This window comes from Ruegeria sp. G2, assembly GCF_056533505.1.
In genome coordinates, this window is record NZ_JBQFON010000002.1 from 137,854 (window position 1) to 156,936 (window position 19,083).

Genomic DNA, 19,083 nt, shown 5'->3' on the forward strand with positions numbered 1-19,083 from the left:
AGGAGACTGGGACATGGGCAAACGCGACGAATTGATCGCCAAATACGCTGAAGATCTGAAAGGCAAATGCGGGATGGACCCCGATATGGACCTGCTGACCAAGGTTACCATCGGTTGCGGTCCGGCGATCTATGACGCGGATGCGTCGACAGTGGCGGCCAGCCAGGAAGGTGAGCTTGAGACGGTCAAGAACAACTTCCTGATCAAAAAGCTGGGCCTGTCGGATGGTCCCGAGCTGATGGAAGCGATCAACAAGGCCATGGAAACCTATGGCATGTCCGAGCGCAACAAATACCGCGCCGTGGTCTATTACATGCTGACCAAGCATTTCGGCAAAGAAGCGGTTTATAGCTGATCTAGCCTAAAGCCAGCTTAGCACCCGTCGGTCCTGCCGGCGGGTGTTCTGTATTTGAATGAAACTCTAAATACTTGGCGTTTGAAGCGCGGTTCTGAAATCGGCTAAGGTCAGGTCATGACCAGGACGGTCAGAACCAACAGATTTCCGTATGCGTGTGGTGAGTTTGGGAGCACGCGGGGTAGGGAAGGTTCTGCATCCGTCAGGGCCTTCCCTTTTTATTCAATCTGCTTCGGTCTGGCCCAGTCCGCAGATCACCTGCCATTCTGCATCGCTGACCGGCTGCACCGACAGGCGCGAGTTCTTGACCAGAACCATTTCAGCCAGACGTTCATCTGCCTTGATCTGATCCAGCGTGACAGGGGTGGCAAATGGCCGGACGGCCTTGATATCCACGCATTCCCAGCGCTCATCATCGGTGGTGCTGTCGGAATGGGCCTCGGCGCAGACCTCGACAATGCCAACAATCGCCTTGTCCTTTTGCGAATGGTAGAAGAAGCCCCGATCACCGATCTGCATCTGACGCATGAAATTACGGGCCTGATAATTGCGGACCCCGTCCCATTCCTCGCCTGCATTTCCTTTGGCGACTTGCTGATCCCAGCTCCAGGTCGAGGGTTCGGATTTGAACAGCCAATACGCCATCAGCCGATCACCTTTTTCCACGGGATCAACTCGACCGAGTCGAACAGCCCGGCCAGCGCATAGGGATCATTTGCGGCCCAGGCCTCAGCTGCGGCCAGGTCATCGACATCCAGAATGACCAGCGATCCGATCATCGCATCGCCTTCCAGCAACGGCCCGGCCTGCGCCACCACACCAGTGTCATCGATATAGGCCAAATGTGCCGCGCGGTTGTCCAGCCGGGTTTGCAGGGCTCCGGCTTTGTCACGGGCGATGAGGGCGATGAGCATATTATTCCTCCTTGAGTGGGCGACCCAGCAGCGCCTGAATCGCGTCGGTGACACTGTATGCACCGCTGCTGAGTTTCGCCACCGTTGCGCTGATCGGCATATCCAGTCCTTCACTTGCGGCGATCTCAGACATGGCCAGCGCGGTGGCGACGCCTTCGACAGTTGTTGTGCTGTCAAACGGCTTCTTTTGACCCAAACACAGGCCAAAACGATAATTTCGAGATAATTCGGACGAGCAGGTCAATACCAGATCGCCCAACCCTGACAGCCCCATAAGCGTATCCGGTTGGGCCCCGCGCAGCGCGGCAAAGCGCTGCATCTCGGCAAATCCGCGCGTGATCAATGCAGCGCGGGCGCTGTCGCCAAGGCCTGCCCCAATGGCCGCGCCGCAACCAATAGCCATCACATTCTTTAGCGCGCCACCCAGTTCTGCCCCGACGGCATCGGCGGTTCGATAAAGACGCAGGTTGGCGGTTGTCAGCTCTTGCTGAAGCGCCTCGCCAAGTTCGGCATCAGCACAAGCCAGCGTCAGTGCCGTGGGTAAACCGCGCGCGATGTCGTCGGCAAAGCTGGGACCGGTTAGCAGGGCCGGTTGTGCGTCCGGCACGGTCTGACGGATGACGGCGACAGGACCCAGACCCGTGGACAGTTCGATCCCCTTGCAACAGGCAACCAGAACCTTCCCGCCCAGCTGTGCTTTGTGAAGGGTCAGAGCATTGCGTAGTTTTTGCATTGGCACGGCAAGCAGCAGTACATTGGACCGCACCGCCTGTTCAATCACGGCAGTCACCGTGATGTTGGCAGGCAGCGTGACGCGCGGCAAGCGATCGACATTTTTGCGCGATTGCTGCATTTGCCTTGCCTGATCGGAATTCCGCGACCAAAGCGTAACGGGGCCGTTTCCCGCCAATGATATGGCTAAAGCGGTTCCAAAGGCACCTGATCCAAGAACTGAAACGCTCATGCCTTGGCTCCTTTCTTGCCGCCACCTAGCATCGATGGGCTGGTTTGATCCAAGGGCCAGCGGGGTCGTGCCATCAGGTCCAAGCCATCCCGCGCACCGGTGCAGAATCTTTCTATTCCTGCATAGGCAATCATGGCGGCATTGTCGGTGCATAAAGCCTTGGGAGGGGCGGTAAATCGGGCGCCCATTTCCGCAGAAACAGTCTCTAATGCAGCGCGAATGGCAGAATTTGCAGCAACCCCACCGGCAACGGCAATAACCGGTTCCGACGGAGAAGCCTCAAGATACAGCGAAATCGCGCGGCGGGTCTTCTCGGCCAGAGTATCGACGATCGCCTGCTGAAATCCGGCGCACAGATCGGCGCGATCCTGTCGCGTCAGACCGCCTTTTTCGGCCACGATCTGATCCCGCATCCGCATCAGCGCAGTCTTGAGCCCCGAGAACGACAGGTCACATCCGGGGCGATCCAGCAGCGGGCGCGGAAAGCGGAAACGTTTGGGATCGCCCGTACGGGCCTCGGCCTCGACCGAGGGGCCGCCGGGCTGCGGCAGACCCAGCAGACGGGCGGTCTTGTCAAAGGCTTCTCCGGGGGCATCATCGATTGTGCCGCCGAGACGGGTGAAATGCTCGGGTCCATGCGCGATCAGGTATTGGCAGTGGCCGCCTGAGACCAGCAGCATCAGGTAGGGAAAGGCAATTCCGTCGGTCAGGCGTGGCGTCAGCGCGTGTCCGGCCAGATGGTTCACCCCGATCAGCGGCAACCCGGTCGCCGCACTCAGACCCTTTGCGCACATCACGCCGGACATCACGCCGCCGATCAGGCCCGGCCCGGCTGTCACGGCGATTGCATCCAGATCACGCAAGCCAATTTCGGCCTGTGTTAGAGCCTGTTTGACGCAAATATCCAGCTTCTCGGCATGCGCACGCGCTGCGATCTCGGGCACAACACCACCATAGGCGCTGTGCAATTCAGTCTGACCATGTACCACGGATGACAAGATCTCGGCCCGTGCGCCTGTGCACTGCCGCACCACGGCGGCAGCGGTATCGTCGCAGCTGCTTTCCAGTCCGAGGACGGTAAGTGTTTGCACCATAGGCCTGATCCGTTGCATCATGATTGCCAAGCGGGGTATCACCCCGCGCGGATGCAAACAATCCCAAGGCCGAAGGCGCCGACCGTTGTATTTGTTGATGACCCGCCCTCGCGCCGCCTCGGACAGGTTCGTTGCGCAACTGCCGGACCACATTCGGTCGCAAGTTGCAGTTATCCATTCACCCTTGTTAAAGATCGAACCGCTGACGGTCGCGGTTGAGTCTGATGAGTCCGCTGGGCTGATCTTTTCCTCGGCAAATGGCGTGAACGCCGCCGCCCTATTGAATGTGGATCGCTGCCTGCCCGCCTATTGCGTTGGTCCGGCGACCACGCAGGCTGCGCAGGACGCGGGATGGGACGCGCAGATGAGGGGTGCGACGGCACAAGAACTGGTGGCCAATCTGCTGAAACTCAGGCCACGCAGCCCGCTGCTTCATCTGCGCGGAGAACACAGCCGTGGCAACGTGGCCGAGCGTCTGACGGAATCCGGCCTGACCACCCGAGAACAACCGATTTACCGACAACAGCTTTTGCCGCTGAGTGATGAGGCGTCACAGGCCGCCGAGGACAACCAACCCATCATCGCCCCGCTGTTTTCGCCCCGCACAGCGCGACATTTTGCCGACGTTTGGGCCGGATCTGCGCCTTTGTGGCTGGCCGCGATCAGCGAGGCCGCCGCGGAACCCCTTAAAACACTGCGTTTTGAACGGCTGAAGATCGCGGATGAACCGACACCGGATAAAATGCAGAAAGCCGTGAAAAAACTCTTGAATCACGTGATGCGGGTTGAGAGCGCGCCGGGTGCGGATTAACTTGGGCAAGTCTGTTGTTCATGTGTTTTGGGAATCGATAAGGGGATTAACGCGGTGGCTGATAAGAAGAAACCCGATCAGGAGCCGGTCGAAGACCCCAACGTAGAAGAGGTGGCAGAGGCCACCGAAACCAAAAGTGAAGCAGTCTCGGATGAGAATTCCGTTGACGCCGAGGATGCTGCGGACGAGCTGACTTCCGAAGCCGAAGCCGAAGCCGAAGCCGAAGCCGAAGCCGAAGCCGAAGCCGAAGCCGAAGCCGAAGCCGAAGCCGAAGCCGAAGCCGAAGCCGCTTCTGAGCCTGTCGAAGAGGTTGCACCTGCAGAAGAGAAAGTAGTCGAACGCACCGTCGAAAAGCGCGGCGGGTTTGTTCCGGCGCTGCTGGGCGGCGTTGTTGCGGCCGGAATCGGGTTTGCCGTGGGCAGTGGCGGTTTTATAACCAGTGGGACAGATAGCTCGGACGCGATTTCCGCGCTCGAGTCGAAGCTAGCGGAACAAACCGATCAGATTGCCCAACTGACCAAATCTCTTGCTGATGGCCCCGATGTCTCGGGCCTTTCGGATCAGATCAGGGCTTTGTCCGACAAGCTAACGCCGGTCGAAAGCGATCTGGGTGCCGTGAAGACAAGTGTCGAAGGTCTGACCGGTAAGGTCGGTCCGTTGGAGCAACGACTGACCGCGCTTGAGAAACAACCGCTTGAGGCAAATGTCTCGCCCGAGGCGACCGCCGCGTTCGAGTCAGAGTTGAAGAAACTGCAGGATTCCCTGGCCTCGCAGCGAAGCGAAGTCGAAAAGATGGTCTCAGATGCGCAGGCGCTTGAGGCGAAGGCCTCAGCCGAGGCTCGCGCGGCGACCAACGCTGCAATCCTGTCGCGTCTGCATGGACAATTGGATGCCGGTCAGCCCTATGAAGAACTGGTTGCTGAGTTGAAAGCCGGGGGTGTTGACGTGCCGGATGCTTTGGCTGCGTCAGCGACGGACGGGGTTGAGACGCTCTCAGCCTTGCGCTCGACGTTTGCCCCTGCTGCGCGCACTGCGCTCGCCGATGCACGCGATGCCAACAAGGGGACCGGCTTGGTTGCCTTCCTTCAGCGCCAGACGGGCGCGCGGTCGGTGACACCGCAAGAGGGGGACGACCCGGACGCAGTCCTGTCGCGCGCTCAGGCGGCGTTGGCGGATGGTGATGTCTCAAAGGCGCTGACCGAACTGAAATCACTGCCCGAAGCGGCGCAGACCGCATTGGCGGACTGGGAGCAGGCGGCGCAGACGCGGGTCTCTGCCGTCGAGGCCGCAAATACGCTTGCTTCAAGCCTGAACTCGAACTGAAGGACCTGCCATGCTGTGGTCATTGTTAAAGATCCTTGTTTTTGTTGCGATTATCGGCCTGCTGGCCATGGGTGCAGGGTTCCTGATGGAATCATCCGGCGGGGTGCAGATCACCGTCGCGGGCACGGAATACACGCTTGGTCCGCTGCAATCGGTGATCGCGCTGGGCGTGCTGGTGTTTGCGGTCTGGTTGTTCTTCAAACTGCTGACGCTACTGATCGCGACGTTGAAATTCCTCAACGGTGATGAAACCGCCCTGTCGCGGTATTTCGACCGCAGTCGGGAAAAGCGCGGATATCAGGCGCTGGCGGACGGGCTGATGGCGCTGGCCTCGGGTGAGGGGCGCGTGGCGATGACCAAGGCCAACAAGGCCGAGAAGCTGCTGAACAAGCCGGAACTGACCAATCTGCTGGTGGCACAGGCCGCTGAGATGACCGGCGATACCAAGAAAGCATCCGAGACCTACAAGAAGCTGGTCACCAACAACGCCACACGATTTGTCGGCGTGCGCGGGATCATGAAGCAGAAACTGGCTGAAGGTGACGATGAAACCGCACGCAAGCTGGCCGAGAAGGCTCTGGCCTTGAAGCCCCGGCACGAAGAGACGCAGGATGTGCTGCTGAACCTGCAGACCAGGGCGCAAGATTGGGCCGGCGCGCGCTCCACGCTGACGTCAAAGCTGAAGGCCGGGTATTTGCCGCGTGATGTGTTCAAGCGGCGCGATGCGGTTTTGGCCTTATCCGAGGCCAAGGTGCTGCTGGATGATACGGCAACGGTCGAACAGCAGGAACACGCGATTGAGGCAAACCGCCTGTCGCCCGATCTGGTCCCGGCAGCTGCTATGGCCGCGCGGGCCTATATCAAAAAGGGCAAACCGCGCGCGGCAACCAAAATAATCAAAAAGGCATGGGAGGTTCAGCCTCATCCCGATCTGGCCCATGCCTTTGCTGAGATTGCGCCGGATGAAACCCCCGATCAACGCGTCAAGCGGTTCACGGCGCTGACTCGGATTCACCCGGAGAACATGGAGACCCGCTTGATCCTGGCCGAGCTCAACATCGTAGCCGAAGACTTCCCCGAAGCGCGCCGCGCGCTGGGCGATGTGGTTGAAAAGCAGGGGGATGCCAGGGCCTACACGCTGATGGCTGCGATTGAACGGGGCGAAGGTGCCTCGGACGCAGTGGTTCAGGGTTGGCTGGCCAAGGCGTTGAACGCACCGCGCGGGCCGCAATGGGTCTGCGACAATTGCCACGATATTCAGCCCGAATGGGGCCCGGTCTGCCAGAACTGCGGCAGCTTCGACACACTCAGTTGGCAGACACCGCAGACGCCTGAAATCGCCAGTGCGACAGGTGTGCACATGTTGCCGCTGATCGTCGGAGCGCTTGAGGATCAATCGGAAGCCGAGGAAGAACCAGAAGTCGACGATCCAGAGGTGGAAGAAGTGATTGAAGTAAACGCCGAGCCCGTCGAAATCGAGCAAGAGAAACGGGCCTAATGGTTCGATAATTCGTTAGGGCTGTTTATTAGCAAGCTCTGAGCTGTAATCAGGCGTGGTGGATTCTTTGCTACTACGCACTATCAGTCATTTCTGCGACGCCAACAGTCCCAACCAGGCTTTCAATCGTTTGGCAGCTCAGCCGATCGGCACGGGTTCCATGGCAATACAGGCCGCCTACCCCGATCGGTCACGTCATTCATATGATCCCTTCTTGTTTTAGTGCGTCAATTTCTGCGTCAGATAAGCCAAGCTCGGACCAGATCACAGCGTTATCGGCACCGAGGGTAGGCGGGGCAGCTTGGGGAGTTCTCCGCTCACCATCCATGACTATCGGACTGCCTGCGAGGCGCAAGTTTTCACCGTGAGCTGACAGGCTCGCTATCAATCCCCTCCCTTCCAGTTGTTTGTCTGACAAAGTCTCAGGCACTGTAAAAACCTGCCCCGTCGGAACGCCGAGCGCATTCAATTCGCGAACCCAATCCTCGGTCGGACGGGCGATCAACACACATTCGAGTTCTTGTCGAAGGGCATGCCGGTTTTGTTTGCGATCCTCACGGGTCTGATAGTTGGGATGGGTCAGCAAATCGTCTCGGTTTAGATGCTTTGCCAGGGCCTGCCATTGCTCATCCCGATTGGCCGCGATGTTAATCGGGCCGTTGGACGTGGCGAATGTACCGGACGGGGCCGAGGTGGTGTTTTCGTTGCCATGGGCATCTGGCAACACGCCTCCCAAAAGATAGTTCGAAACGACCCAACCCATTGTCGAGACAACGGCCTCAGTCATTGCAACGTCCAGAAATGTGCCGCGTGGATTGGCGTTCAAGGCCGCGCTGATGGCAAAGGCTGCGGTCAATCCGCCCACAGTATCTGCCAGAGGATAGCCGACCCGGTAAGGTGCCGTATCGGGGGCGCCCGTGATCGACATGACACCGCTGATACCCTGAACAATCTGGTCATAGGCGGGATCGTCACGCCTCGGTCCGTCCTGACCGAATCCGCTGATCGCGCAATAGATCAGGTTGGGATTTTCGTTGCGCAGAACCTCATAACCCAACCCCAGTCGATCCATGACACCGGGGCGGAAATTCTCAACCAGAACGTCGGCGGTTTGAACCAGCCTTTTGAGTAGCGCCTTCCCCTGCTCGGCTTTCATGTCCAGCGTAACAGACTTCTTATCGGCGTTTTGAGCCAGAAAGCTAATGCCCATTCCGGCCTTGTTGCGTTCAGGATCCGCGCCCAGCACTCGGGCCAGGTCCCCGCTGCCGGGGCGTTCAACTTTGATGACTTCGGCGCCCATCAAGGCAAGTTGATAGCAACAATAGGGGCCTGCCAGAACATTGGTCAGGTCAAGGACGCGGACCCCTGAGAGTGGCTCAGTCGCCATCGGCGATCCCAGCTGCCCGTGCCCGTGCTCGGCGGGCGCGGTAGCTGGGCAGCAGCACCAACAGCACGGCGATGACGAGTAGCGCCAGTGTCATCGGGCGCTCCCAGATAAATCCGATACCATCGTAAAGCTGCATGGAGCGTGCGAAGTTGTCCTCCATCATTCCACCAAGGATAAAGCCAATCAGCAGGGGAGCGAGTGGATAATCTGCGAACTTAAGAGCCGTCGCGCAGACCCCGAAACCGACCAGTATCAACAGTTCGGTGGCGTTGTTCTGGCCGATATATGCACCCATCAAGGTGAAGAACAGAATGAACGGGATCAGATAGTTGCGCGGAACGGCCAGCACTTTGGCGATATAGGGGATCAGTGGCAGGTTCAGGATCAGCAGGACGAGGTTACCGATGAACATCGACATGATGACTGCCCAGAAGATCTGCGGCTCATCAATCATCAAGCGAGGACCCGGAGTAACGTTCAGCGCAATCAGTGCGCCTAGCAGAATCGCGGTGGTGCCCGATCCGGGAATGCCCAATGTCAGCAGCGGCACAAACGAACCGGTACAGGCCGCGTTGTTTGCCGCCTCAGGTGCCGCAAGCCCTTTAATAGAGCCTTTTCCAAACTCTTCCTGCTCTTTTTTTGGCGCGATGTTGCGCTCGACCGCATAGCCAAGGAAGCTCGCAATAGTCGCGCCCGCGCCCGGCAGGACCCCGATGAAAAAGCCCTGAGTCGATTGGCGTCCAATAACCGGCGCGATGGCTTTTGCCTCGTCTTTGGTGATCCGCAGATCTTTGATTTCACCATCATCGCCTTGCAGATTCTTGGGCTTGAGGACAAGGAAAAGCGCCTCGGGCAAGGCAAACATTGCCATGGCCAGCGTGATGAAGCCAAAGCCGGATTGCAGGTCCATGATGCCCATAGTGAAGCGCGGCAGGTTGAACAGCGCACCCTCGCCAACGGTGGCCATGATCAGGCCGAGAATGGTCATGATCAGCGCCTTTGCCACCTGACCTGAACCGGCAAATGCCGCAATGGCTGACAAGCCAACGACCATCAGCGCGAAGTATTCAGCGGAATGAAACAACAGCGCCACGGAAGACAGCGCCGGGGCGAATACCATCAACAAGATTGCCCCGATCGTACCTCCTGCGAAACTTGCGATCGCAGCAATGGTCAGCGCTTTACCGGCTTTGCCTTGTCGCGCCATAGGATAGCCATCAAAGCTTGACGCCACTGTGCCCGCGACCCCCGGCGCGTTCAGCAGGATTGACGAGGTCGAGCCACCGAAAATCGCACCATAGTAGACGCCCGCGAGAAGGATCAGAGCAGCGGATGGGTCTCCCATCGAAATTGCGACCGGGATCATGATCGCGATGATCGACATTGGCCCCAACCCGGGCAACATGCCGATGAATGTACCGATCAGGCACCCCGCGATGACCATCAGTAGGTTTTGAAGCGAAAAGGCCGTTTGCAGACCGATCAGAAGTCCTTCAAGCATGTCAGCCTCCGAAAATGCCGGGCAGTGGGCGCATGTAAATTCCAAGAACTTCCTGAACCAGATACCAGACCGATCCGGTTGCGATCAGGGCCACAGGCACCATGATATGCCATTTGCGTTCACCCAGAATGTACGAACCGATAATCAAAAAGCCCGATGTCGCGATCAGAAATCCGACGGGGCGCAGACATAGGGCGTAGACGACCATCAGAACCAGCAGCGAAATCGCCTGCCCAAGGTGGTAATCGCCAAGGCGGCGGTAGTCGATATCCGCCTCTTTTATTTCACTTTTCTCAAAGCCCAGCAGGATAATTGTGCAGGCGATGATCCCCAAAATGGACAGAACCTTGGGGAAGGTGCTGGGCCATATCGGGTTTCTTTGCATGAAAGGGGGCAGGCTGCCGTCCATCGTGAACCAGGCTGCATAGCCATAGGTTAGACAAATCCCCAGCAGAACAAGCGCGATCCAACGATCCAGCGCCATGGTGTCCCCTCCCGTATTATTGTTGTGAGTTTGGGGGCAGAGCGGAGGACCGCTCTGCCGAAGCCACCTTTAGAGGAAGCCCAGTTTCTTCATCAGATCGCTGATCTGCTTTTCTTGATCTTCAAGGAAAGCAGAGAAGTCGTCGCCCGAGTTGTGGATGTTCACCCAACCGTTGCGCGCGCGTACTTCTTCCCATTCAGGTGTGTCATACATTTTTGTGATGGCGTCCTGATAGGCGACCAGCTTGTCTTCGGGCAGTCCGGGTGCCGCAAAGAATCCACGCCAGTTGACGAATGTGGTGTCGATACCCTGTTCCTTCATCGTCTGTGCGTCGGGTGCCGCGTCTACGCGCTCCTCAGAGGTAACGCCGATGATCTTCACCTCACCCTGATTGGCCAGATCGACAGCTTCCGAGAAGCCAGTCGACAAGGCTGCGATTTCGCCAGACAGCAGTGCCGCCATGGCCTTACCGCCTGCATCGTAAGGGATGTATTTGACGCCTAGCGCATCTTTGCCGGCTGCTTCCATCACCATGGCTGCCACCAGATGGTCCATGCCGCCCGGAACCGAGCCGCCGCCAATGGCGGTGGCACCTGGATCGGCGTCATAGGCTGCCAGGAGGTCTGCCATAGAGTTGATCGGGCTGTCCTTGCCAACAACGATTGCCGCATAGTCACCGATGGTGCCCGATACCAAAGTCAGGTCGCGGAAGTTATGCGGGAACACGCCCGTCAGAGACCGGATTACGATGGGTGTCGAATTGACCATCAGCGTTCCGTGATTGCTTTCGGCGTTTTCGATCAGATAACCGATGGCTTTACCGCCACCGCCGCCTGACATGTTCTCGTAGGACGCCGTGCCCACAAGACCTGCATTGGTTAGGGCCTCGCCAGTTCCGCGTGCGGTTCCGTCCCAACCGCCGCCGGCACCACCGGGGATCAGAAAGTGGATGCTGTCCACGACCTGGTCTTGCGCCAATGCAGGTCCGGTTAGACCAACGGCAGCAACGGCTGCGATCAGGGCACGACGGCCCAGTTTGAATGTTGTCATGATGTCCTCCCATTTGACATCCGGCCGCAGGGCGGCTCAGATTATTCTGAAGTTTAACCACACAAACCTGACATCAACCTGTCACGCGTTAGGAAGCGCCCCAGCCCTCATGAAATTCCTTCTGGTCGAAGATAATCTGGATCTTGCAAATGCGATGTGTGCCCGCATGCGCCTGGATGGTCATGTCGTTGATCATGCAGAGAAATTGGACGACGCAACGGCCTATGCTGAGATCGAGGAATATGATCTGATCCTGCTGGATATCATGCTGCCCGATGGAGATGGCCGGGACTTTTTGCAGCGTCATCGGGCCCGTGATCCGGATACGCCAGTTATCGTTTTGACCGCGCGCAGTCAGGTTTCGGATCGAATCGGATCGCTCGATTTGGGGGCGGATGACTATGTGACCAAGCCCTTTGATCACGCCGAGCTAGAAGCCCGTTGCCGGGCCGTCTTGCGGCGCAAATCAGGGATTGCCAAATCAAGGATCGAGGTCGGCGGGATCGTGTTTGACCCTGTCGCAGGCCATTTGAGCGTGCGGGGAGAAACGATATCCTTGCGCAATCGCGAGCTGCGGATGATGGAGCTGTTCATAAACGCGCCAGGTCAGGTTTTTTCGAAACAGAAGCTGGCCGACAGGTTGTTTTCTTACGACGACAACATCTCGGACAACGCGATTGAGGTCTATGTGGGTCGGCTACGCAAGCACCTTGAGAAATCCGAGCTGAAAATCACCACGTTGCGCGGGCTGGGCTACAGGCTGGACCATGACGGTTAGTCCGGCTGTTTATGGATCGCTCAGAAACCGGCTTGTGCTGGCGCTGATCAGCGGCGCGGCATTATTGGCCGTTCTACTGTTCTTCGCGGTTCGAAATTATGCAGCGCAAGTGGCCCAGCAGGGGCAGGACAACATCCTTGGCGCGTCGGCAGCCTCGATCCTGGATGCGGCTGCGCTGCGTGATGGGCAGCTCGAGATCGATATTCCCTATGCCGCGTTTTCTATGCTGGCGACCCCGTCGGATGACCGAGTGTTCTATGCGATCTATCAGGACGGCGCATTCATATCGGGCTATGACGATCTTCAGCTTGCCCAAGATACGAGGGCTGGCAACTGGACCTTCGATGCGGGTGAGCTTCGGGGTGAGCGCGTTCGGCAGGTCAACGCCAGCCGCACATTGGTCGGTCTGGGCCGTCAGACCGAAATCGAGGTCGCGCTTGCGCAGACGCAGGATGCACTGGCCGAAACGTTGGATCAGATCTCGCGCAATGCGGCCTTTCTGGGGATCGGCTTTTTTGTGCTGACCGCGGCATTGTCTTTTTGGGTTACAACAGCAACCATCGGACAGTTAAACAAGCTAACCACCTCGGTGACCCGTCGCGGACCGCAGGACCTGAGCCCGTTCCGAAAACCGGTGCCCAAGGAAATGGCACCTCTGGTGTCTTCGCTGAATTCCCTGATGGGGCGGCTGGATCAGTCTCTCAGCCAATCGGAAGATTTCATCGCAGAGGCGGCGCACCGGGTGCGTACTCCGTTGGCGACCGTCCGGTCCTATGCCGAGGCGACCTTGCAACGCGTCGAACGCAAGGAAAATCGCGAAGCATTGCGTGCGATGGTGCGGGCTATTGACGAAAGCTCTCGGGCGGCAGGGCAACTTCTGGATCATGCCATGATCACATTCCGGGCCGATCATCTGGAACGAGAAGACCTCGATCTTGTTGCTTTGACCCATGAGCTTGTGCAGCGCCTGACGCCCATCGCTGAAATGAAAGACCTTTCGTTGTCTCTGACGGGTGACGCTTCGGTTCAGTACTCAGGTGATCCGATCCTGTTGCAGAACGCCGTGCGTAACATGGTCGACAACGCTCTGAAATACGCACCCCCCGACAGCACCGTTGAAATCAACGTCACCGCAACGCCTCAGATCCAGATCAGCGTCAAAGATTCTGGCCCGGGGTTTCCACCTGATGAGATTGACACGTTGACCCGCAGGTTTGAGAGAGGCCAGAACGCGACGGGGACCATTGGTTCAGGCTTGGGGCTGACCATTGTGCAGGACGTGGCAACAGCCCATGGCGGCACGCTGGTTCTGACCAATCAATCAGAGGGCGGCGCATGCGTTATTTTATCGCTCTGATATTTTTGCTGCTTCCGCATGTTGGAACCGCCGACGACTGGGAAGATCGCCGTTTGTTCAACGATGGCGCCGAGGGCACGCCCTTGCGTGTCATATCGAGTACCGACACCGTTCTGTTCGCACCGTTCATCGAAGAGTTTGTTGCAAGAAACCCTCAGATTAGTGTCGAATATTTGGTGTCAGGGACTGCCGATATCTATGAGCGCGTTCGGGCAACACCTGATGCATTTGACGTTGTCATCTCAAGTGCCATGGACCTGCAATTGAAACTCGCCAATGACGGGTTTGCGCTGCCTCTGGACGGTATGCCCGTTCCTGTTTGGGCGCAGTGGCACGACAGTCTGTTTGCCTTTACCTCCGAGCCCGCCACCATTGTGGTCAACCGCGCTGCTTTCGAAGGCCAAACCATCCCGCAAACGCGTCAGGGCCTGATCGAAGCGCTGCGAGAACGGCCTGAGGTGTTTCGAGGCAAGGTTGGAACTTATGACGTACGACAATCCGGGCTGGGCTATCTGTTCGCCACGCAGGATGCGCGTGCGTCGGAAACCTATTGGCGCCTGATGGAGGTGATGGGCGGTCTGGGCGTCCGGCTATATTGCTGCTCTGGCGATATGATCCGCGATCTGGCTGACGGGAAAATTCTGGTCGCCTATAACGTGCTGGGCAGCTACGCGGCGGCTCGGACAGAAGGTGAGGGTGCTCTTGAAATCATATTGCCGTCTGACTTCCAGACTACGATGATGCGAACGGTCATGGTTTCTAAGGCGACACAAAAACCTGAGGTTGCCGAAGCATTTGTGCGTTATCTGATTAACGGTACGGCACAAAGTCCTGAGCGCTCGCCTCTGCCGGTCTTGTCTGTATCCGCCGATAGCGAACAGGAGGCAATCGGACTAAACCCTGCGCTGCTGACCTATCTGGACGTATTGAAACGCAGAAAGTTCATCTCGGCCTGGGAAAACGCTGTTATCCAATAGTGATGCACGGGCCGATTGTACCAATCGGTTCCGTTTGCCAATGTTGCCGTCGCATTGGGCGGGCCGGTATCGAAATTGCCAATATGATCTGCAAGACGCAATTCGTAAGCCAGACAGCATCTGTCTTTCGACCTATGCCGACCCCGCAGGATAACGCATCTAAGCACAAGCGCTTTATGAAAAATTGTTGCACATCTGCAGAGGATGCCTAGGACCAAAGCTCAGTATTGCTGCTGCGCCAAATCAAGTTTTGGGCGTGTACGTCGTAACGCTTGCGATCAGTGCATCTGCCCAAATAGCTCATACAGCTCGATGGTCGTTTTCACACCAACCTTCTGTTGGATGCGTCCCCGATGAATTTCCACCGTGCGAGGGCTTATTCCCAGTGCGGTGGCAATCTCTTTGCTAGATGTCCGCGAGGGGTGGGTCAGAATATGCTGCAGCACCTGTTCCTCGCGCTCGGTCAAAAGTCTGCGCTTATCTGCAAGCATCCGACGCCTTGTTTTCTCGGCGCGCAGTTTTGTGCCTAGTTCGAAAGCGGCCTGTATTCGTTCAACCAGCACCTGCAGTTCGAAAGGTTTCTCCAGAAAGTCAATTGCGCCTGCCTTTGTGGCGCGGACCGATTCCGGAATGCCCCCATGGCCTGAGATGAATATGACCGGGAGAGTCGAGTCGCGCCGGTTCAGATGGTCCTGTAGTTCCAGCCCGTCCATCCCCGGCATTCCGTAATCAAGGATCAGACATCCTTTTGCATCTTCATGCACTTGGTTTAGGAAGGCCTGTGCATCCGGAAAGTGTTCGACCTGCATCCCACGTTTGCTGAGGGAACGCGACAGGGCGATACGCACATCTTCGTCGTCATCGACGATGTATACAACCTGCGGATCAAAGATCATTCCTGATTTTCCTCGGATAAGTCGCTACGGCGCAGGGTGAAACAAAAGCATGCGCCGGTTGTTTCGGTGGGTTCATACCAAATCGTTCCGCCATTGGCTTTGATAATGGTTCGGCAAATGGACAGGCCCAGACCCATTCCGTCGGTCTTTTGCGTGTCGAATGTATTGAACAAAGTGACATCATCACTGACGCCGGGCCCATTGTCCTGCACATGAACTTCGACCATTTCATCTGTGGTTCGGGTCATAATGTTGATCTGGCCTTTCGCGACCGGATCACGCGCCAGAGCATCAATTGCATTGCGCAGCAGATTGACCAGCACCTGCGCGATCTGTGTCCGGTTTCCGATCACCGGGGGAAGGCCGGATTCCTCAAAATGCAACTTGATCTCATGCAGTTTCGCCTCGGCCTCCATCAGACTGACGGTTTGCCGGATCAGCCCGCTCAGCTCAAACGGGGTTTGACGTCCGCGATCCTTTCGCACCACTTCGCGCAGGGCGCGGATGATGTCGCCTGCGCGGCGAGACTGGCGGTCGATATCCGAAAGGATCTCGGTCAGTTCAGGATCGGGATCGCCGATTTCATCCAACGTGATCTTCGCAGCGTCAACGTTATATGAGATCGCGCTAAGTGGCTGGTTCAGCTCATGCGCCAGCCCGGATGCCATCTCACCCATCAAGTTGACCCGCGCCACATGGGACAGATCGCGGCTAAGGCGGCCGGCCTCATCCTCGGCCTGCTTCCGATCACTCACATCATCGATAATGGCAACTGCGTGATCGGGTATGCCACTTTCATCGCGGATCAGGATTGCGTTGACCCGCAGCCAGATCGGTGATCCGTCTTTGCGGATAAACTGGCTCTCGATTATGAACTCGGAATCCTGCAGCAGGGTTTCGCGGAACTTGACCGCAATCTGATGACCGTCTTCGGGCAGAATGTCGGCCAGCGTCATCTTCTCCAGTTCTTCCGGCTGATACCCCATGATGTCGCAAAGCTGTTCGTTGGTCCGTAGAAACCGCCCCGTCTCGGGTGAGATCTGGGCCATTCCCCGCGAGGCCAGATCGAAGGTGCGGCCATAGGCGGTTTCGAACCGTTGACGTTGTTTGACCTCTTGCGTCAGAGCCACACCGGTATCTTCCAGCTCACGATAAGGGCTGTGCAAACCTTCTTCGGGCGTGATCTCCCCACTGAACAATTGCTGGCTCTGACTGGCAAAGGTGCGCACCGGGGCATAGATCCGGTCGGCCATGGCAAGCCCGATTGCGCCGGTCAGAATGGCGATGGCCAGCGCGATCCAGACGCCTTGTGTCCGGTTCTTCTTGATCTCGCCAATAAAGTTGTCCTCGGCAGCATAAAGGCCGATTAGCCAACGCAGCCCCGGCTCGGACACTTCGATTAACATCGCCACATAGTCTTGACCATTTAGCTGGAAATCCGTGTGGACAGGACCCTCAGTGTCGCTTAGATCGGTTTGCACCACATCTCCGAACGCCATTTGCGCGATGGGGTCCGCGATCTGATCCACCCGGGTCAACTCGGGCGCTTCCATATGGGCTTCCTGCCGGATCAATACGAGCGTTGGGTGTGCCAGAACCGCACCATCTTCGTTCAGAACCAGCGCGGCGCCGCGTCGTTCAGACCAGATATCCAGCAGGAATCCCGACAGGGCGTCGATCTGGATATCGACACCCAAAATGGCGCGGATGTTTCCATCCTCGTCCAAGATCGGCACGCTATAGGTGATCCCCGGCTGGCGCGTCGTGAAGAAGATATAGGGTTCTGTCCAGATCGGCGCTTTGGTCTCAGAGACCATTCGGAACCAAGGCCTACTGCGCGCCTCATAGGTATCGGTGTCGGTGGCCGCCGTCTCAAGCAGAGTAAACTGATCGTTGCGCCATTTGAAATCGGCGGGATGCTCGGTAGTACCCTCAAGAAATGGCGGAACGTACTTGGTGCGATAGCGCCCGGCCTCTTCTGCGCGCATCACATAGACAAACCTGCCAGTCTCATCGGCCAGATACATCCCAGCAAGCTGTGGTGCGACCTGAAGCTGCTGGAAGAAATGGCTTTCCAAAACGGTGGCATCGCTGATGTCCAGAACGTCATTTTCGGCAAGACGCCTCGTAGCATCTAATGCTTGCCGGGCTGGGTTCAGGAAACTTTTGACCTGCCCGATGACGTTGACGCTAACCTCGTTCAGAGAATTGCGCGATTGCCGCAAAAGCGCGTTTTCCGAGCTGACAAAGGTCGACAGGATGACGGAAAGGATCGCGAGAAACTGCAACCCACCCAGGCACAATGCAAGCGTTGCACGCAGCGACCTGCGCCTGCGCGCGGGTTCGGCATGATCTGGACGAAGTTCTTGATGTCCTGCGTGGTCCAAATTCTGTCCAAACGACCTTATACAAGTATCGGTACCTAAGACGCGACCTGCGGCCGATTACCCTCATTCCCCTATCTTCGAATCCAAGCCTATACGTAATCAACCGTATAGACACCTGCTGTTTGGTTTCGCTTTCCTCTTATTCATCGGGGGGCCTGATTCCAGTGCGATTTTTTTGTGTTGTGTTCTGAAAGGTTTCAGGCACCCCAACAGATTAAAAAAGACTGACAACAGGAGTGTCAAAGTGTTCAAGAAATCCTCAATCACCGCATTTGCCGCGGCGGCCCTGATGGCACCAGCGGTATATGCAGAAGAGTTTATCACGATCGGAACTGGCGGCGTTACGGGTGTATATTACCCGACGGGTGGCGCGATCTGCCGTCTGGTCAACAAGGGCCGGAAAGAGCACGGGGTCCGGTGTTCGGTGGAGTCGACTGGGGGGTCGGTCTACAACATCAACACCATTCGCGAAGGCGAGCTTGAGTTTGGTGTGGCACAGTCGGACTGGCAGTACCACGCGTATAACGGCAGCTCGAAATTCGAAGAAGCCGGCCCGTTTGAGAACCTGCGTGCCGTGTTCTCGGTACACCCAGAGCCGTTCACGGTTGTGGCGCGTGCCGACGCGGGTATCTCGAATTTCGAAGACCTGAAGGGCAAGCGCGTCAATATCGGCAACCCCGGTTCCGGTCAGCGCGGCACCATGGAAGTTCTGCTGGGTGAGATGGGTTGGACCACCGACGATTTCGAACTGGCGACCGAGCTGAAAGCGGCTGAACAGTCTGCTGCTCTGTGTGATAACCAGATTGACGCAATGGTATACACTGTTGGTCACCCGTCCGGTTCGATCCAGGAAGCAACCACCGCGTGCGACTCGGTTCTGGTGAATGTCAGTGGCGATGCGGTTGACAAGCTGGTGGGTGACAACTCGTTCTACCGTACCGCTACCATCCCCGGTGGTATGTACCGTGGTTCGGACGGCGACACATCGACCTTTGGTGTAGGCGCGACCTTCGTGACCTCGGCAGACGTTTCGGAAGATGCGGTTTATGCGGTTGTCAGCTCGGTCTTCGAAAACTTCGATGACTTCAAAAAGCTGCACCCGGCATTTGCCAACCTGAAACCGGAAGAGATGATTGCGGATGGCCTGTCGGCACCGCTGCATCCAGGTGCAGAGAAGTACTATAAAGAAAAAGGCTGGATTCAGTAACCAGACCTGACACGGGGCGCCTTTCGGGGCGCCCCGATTCATATCCGGGCTAAACCGGAGACAAGACGGCTGCAAAAACCAAGGCCGAAGGACAGGGAGA

General features: G+C 57.5%; 18 protein-coding genes. 8 read left to right on the forward strand and 10 right to left on the reverse strand.

The features are described from left to right. Nucleotides 1-13: 13 nt before the first annotated feature. Nucleotides 14-355, forward strand: a complete 342-nt coding sequence (locus tag ACR0DU_RS05330; protein WP_480872871.1) for a DUF2853 family protein — start codon at nucleotides 14-16, stop codon at nucleotides 353-355. A gap of 222 nt (nucleotides 356-577) precedes the next feature. Here ACR0DU_RS05330 and ACR0DU_RS05335 read toward each other — a convergent pair whose 3' ends face one another. The 4 genes from ACR0DU_RS05335 to tsaD are packed head-to-tail and all read right to left on the reverse strand — an operon-like array spanning nucleotide 578 to nucleotide 3,327. Next, entirely contained in the window at nucleotides 578-1,000 is a 423-nt protein-coding gene (locus tag ACR0DU_RS05335) for an EVE domain-containing protein (protein ID WP_010443020.1), read from the reverse strand. Then, the gene (locus ACR0DU_RS05340; protein ID WP_010443021.1) at nucleotides 1,000-1,269 is read right to left on the reverse strand and encodes a YciI family protein; all 270 of its coding nucleotides are present in this window, start codon (nucleotides 1,267-1,269) and stop codon (nucleotides 1,000-1,002) included. The genes ACR0DU_RS05335 and ACR0DU_RS05340 overlap by 1 nt, the downstream gene beginning before the upstream one ends. Nucleotide 1,270: 1 nt before the next feature. Then, on the reverse strand, nucleotides 1,271-2,233 hold the full coding sequence (locus ACR0DU_RS05345; RefSeq protein ID WP_480872873.1) for an NAD(P)H-dependent glycerol-3-phosphate dehydrogenase: 963 nt from the start codon (nucleotides 2,231-2,233) through the stop codon (nucleotides 1,271-1,273). Beyond that, nucleotides 2,230-3,327, reverse strand: a complete 1,098-nt coding sequence (gene tsaD / locus ACR0DU_RS05350; RefSeq protein WP_480873290.1) for a tRNA (adenosine(37)-N6)-threonylcarbamoyltransferase complex transferase subunit TsaD — start codon at nucleotides 3,325-3,327, stop codon at nucleotides 2,230-2,232. Before tsaD ends, ACR0DU_RS05345 begins: the two co-directional genes overlap by 4 nt. 97 nt (nucleotides 3,328-3,424) lie before the next feature. Between tsaD and ACR0DU_RS05355 the strand changes: the two genes are divergently transcribed. The 3 genes from ACR0DU_RS05355 to ACR0DU_RS05365 are packed head-to-tail and all read left to right on the forward strand — an operon-like array spanning nucleotide 3,425 to nucleotide 6,959. Beyond that, entirely contained in the window at nucleotides 3,425-4,138 is a 714-nt protein-coding gene (locus tag ACR0DU_RS05355) for a uroporphyrinogen-III synthase (RefSeq protein WP_029622191.1), read from the forward strand. A 54-nt stretch (nucleotides 4,139-4,192) separates the two neighbouring features. Continuing rightward, on the forward strand, nucleotides 4,193-5,461 hold the full coding sequence (locus ACR0DU_RS05360) for a COG4223 family protein (RefSeq protein ID WP_480872875.1): 1,269 nt from the start codon (nucleotides 4,193-4,195) through the stop codon (nucleotides 5,459-5,461). A 10-nt stretch (nucleotides 5,462-5,471) separates the two neighbouring features. Next, nucleotides 5,472-6,959 carry a heme biosynthesis HemY N-terminal domain-containing protein gene (locus tag ACR0DU_RS05365; RefSeq protein ID WP_480872877.1) on the forward strand — a complete coding sequence of 496 codons (1,488 nt, stop codon included), beginning with the start codon at nucleotides 5,472-5,474 and terminating at the stop codon, nucleotides 6,957-6,959. Nucleotides 6,960-7,158: 199 nt separating this feature from the next. Here ACR0DU_RS05365 and ACR0DU_RS05370 read toward each other — a convergent pair whose 3' ends face one another. The 4 genes from ACR0DU_RS05370 to ACR0DU_RS05385 form a co-directional block, all read right to left on the reverse strand. After that, nucleotides 7,159-8,346, reverse strand: coding sequence for a CaiB/BaiF CoA transferase family protein (locus ACR0DU_RS05370; RefSeq protein ID WP_480872879.1), 1,188 nt, complete (start codon nucleotides 8,344-8,346; stop codon nucleotides 7,159-7,161). After that, complete coding sequence (locus ACR0DU_RS05375; RefSeq protein WP_010443028.1) at nucleotides 8,336-9,847, reverse strand: tripartite tricarboxylate transporter permease; 1,512 nt, start codon at nucleotides 9,845-9,847, stop codon at nucleotides 8,336-8,338. The genes ACR0DU_RS05370 and ACR0DU_RS05375 overlap by 11 nt, the downstream gene beginning before the upstream one ends. Before the next feature lies 1 nt (nucleotide 9,848). Then, entirely contained in the window at nucleotides 9,849-10,331 is a 483-nt protein-coding gene (locus ACR0DU_RS05380; RefSeq protein ID WP_480872881.1) for a tripartite tricarboxylate transporter TctB family protein, read from the reverse strand. A 69-nt stretch (nucleotides 10,332-10,400) separates the two neighbouring features. After that, the gene (locus ACR0DU_RS05385) at nucleotides 10,401-11,381 is read right to left on the reverse strand and encodes a Bug family tripartite tricarboxylate transporter substrate binding protein (RefSeq protein ID WP_010443030.1); all 981 of its coding nucleotides are present in this window, start codon (nucleotides 11,379-11,381) and stop codon (nucleotides 10,401-10,403) included. A 109-nt stretch (nucleotides 11,382-11,490) separates the two neighbouring features. Here ACR0DU_RS05385 and ACR0DU_RS05390 point away from each other — a divergent pair, with 109 nt between their 5' ends. Genes ACR0DU_RS05390 through ACR0DU_RS05400 form a run of 3 tightly spaced genes read left to right on the forward strand, consistent with a single transcriptional unit; the run spans nucleotide 11,491 to nucleotide 14,493 of the window. Then, complete coding sequence (locus ACR0DU_RS05390) at nucleotides 11,491-12,159, forward strand: response regulator transcription factor (protein WP_170542436.1); 669 nt, start codon at nucleotides 11,491-11,493, stop codon at nucleotides 12,157-12,159. After that, complete coding sequence (locus ACR0DU_RS05395; RefSeq protein ID WP_480872883.1) at nucleotides 12,149-13,516, forward strand: sensor histidine kinase; 1,368 nt, start codon at nucleotides 12,149-12,151, stop codon at nucleotides 13,514-13,516. The genes ACR0DU_RS05390 and ACR0DU_RS05395 overlap by 11 nt, the downstream gene beginning before the upstream one ends. Further along, complete coding sequence (locus ACR0DU_RS05400) at nucleotides 13,495-14,493, forward strand: ABC transporter substrate-binding protein (protein ID WP_480872885.1); 999 nt, start codon at nucleotides 13,495-13,497, stop codon at nucleotides 14,491-14,493. Before ACR0DU_RS05395 ends, ACR0DU_RS05400 begins: the two co-directional genes overlap by 22 nt. A gap of 278 nt (nucleotides 14,494-14,771) precedes the next feature. Here the strand turns inward: ACR0DU_RS05400 and ACR0DU_RS05405 are convergent, their stop codons facing one another. Together ACR0DU_RS05405 and ACR0DU_RS05410 are read right to left on the reverse strand one after the other, a co-directional pair. Further along, nucleotides 14,772-15,389 carry a response regulator transcription factor gene (locus tag ACR0DU_RS05405; protein WP_480872887.1) on the reverse strand — a complete coding sequence of 206 codons (618 nt, stop codon included), beginning with the start codon at nucleotides 15,387-15,389 and terminating at the stop codon, nucleotides 14,772-14,774. After that, nucleotides 15,386-17,776 (reverse strand): ATP-binding protein, encoded by a 2,391-nt coding sequence (locus tag ACR0DU_RS05410; RefSeq protein ID WP_480872889.1) that lies wholly within the window; start codon nucleotides 17,774-17,776, stop codon nucleotides 15,386-15,388. The genes ACR0DU_RS05405 and ACR0DU_RS05410 overlap by 4 nt, the downstream gene beginning before the upstream one ends. A 244-nt stretch (nucleotides 17,777-18,020) precedes the next feature. Between ACR0DU_RS05410 and ACR0DU_RS05415 the strand changes: the two genes are divergently transcribed. Further along, nucleotides 18,021-18,983 carry a TAXI family TRAP transporter solute-binding subunit gene (locus ACR0DU_RS05415; protein ID WP_480872891.1) on the forward strand — a complete coding sequence of 321 codons (963 nt, stop codon included), beginning with the start codon at nucleotides 18,021-18,023 and terminating at the stop codon, nucleotides 18,981-18,983. Nucleotides 18,984-19,083 lie beyond the last annotated feature (100 nt).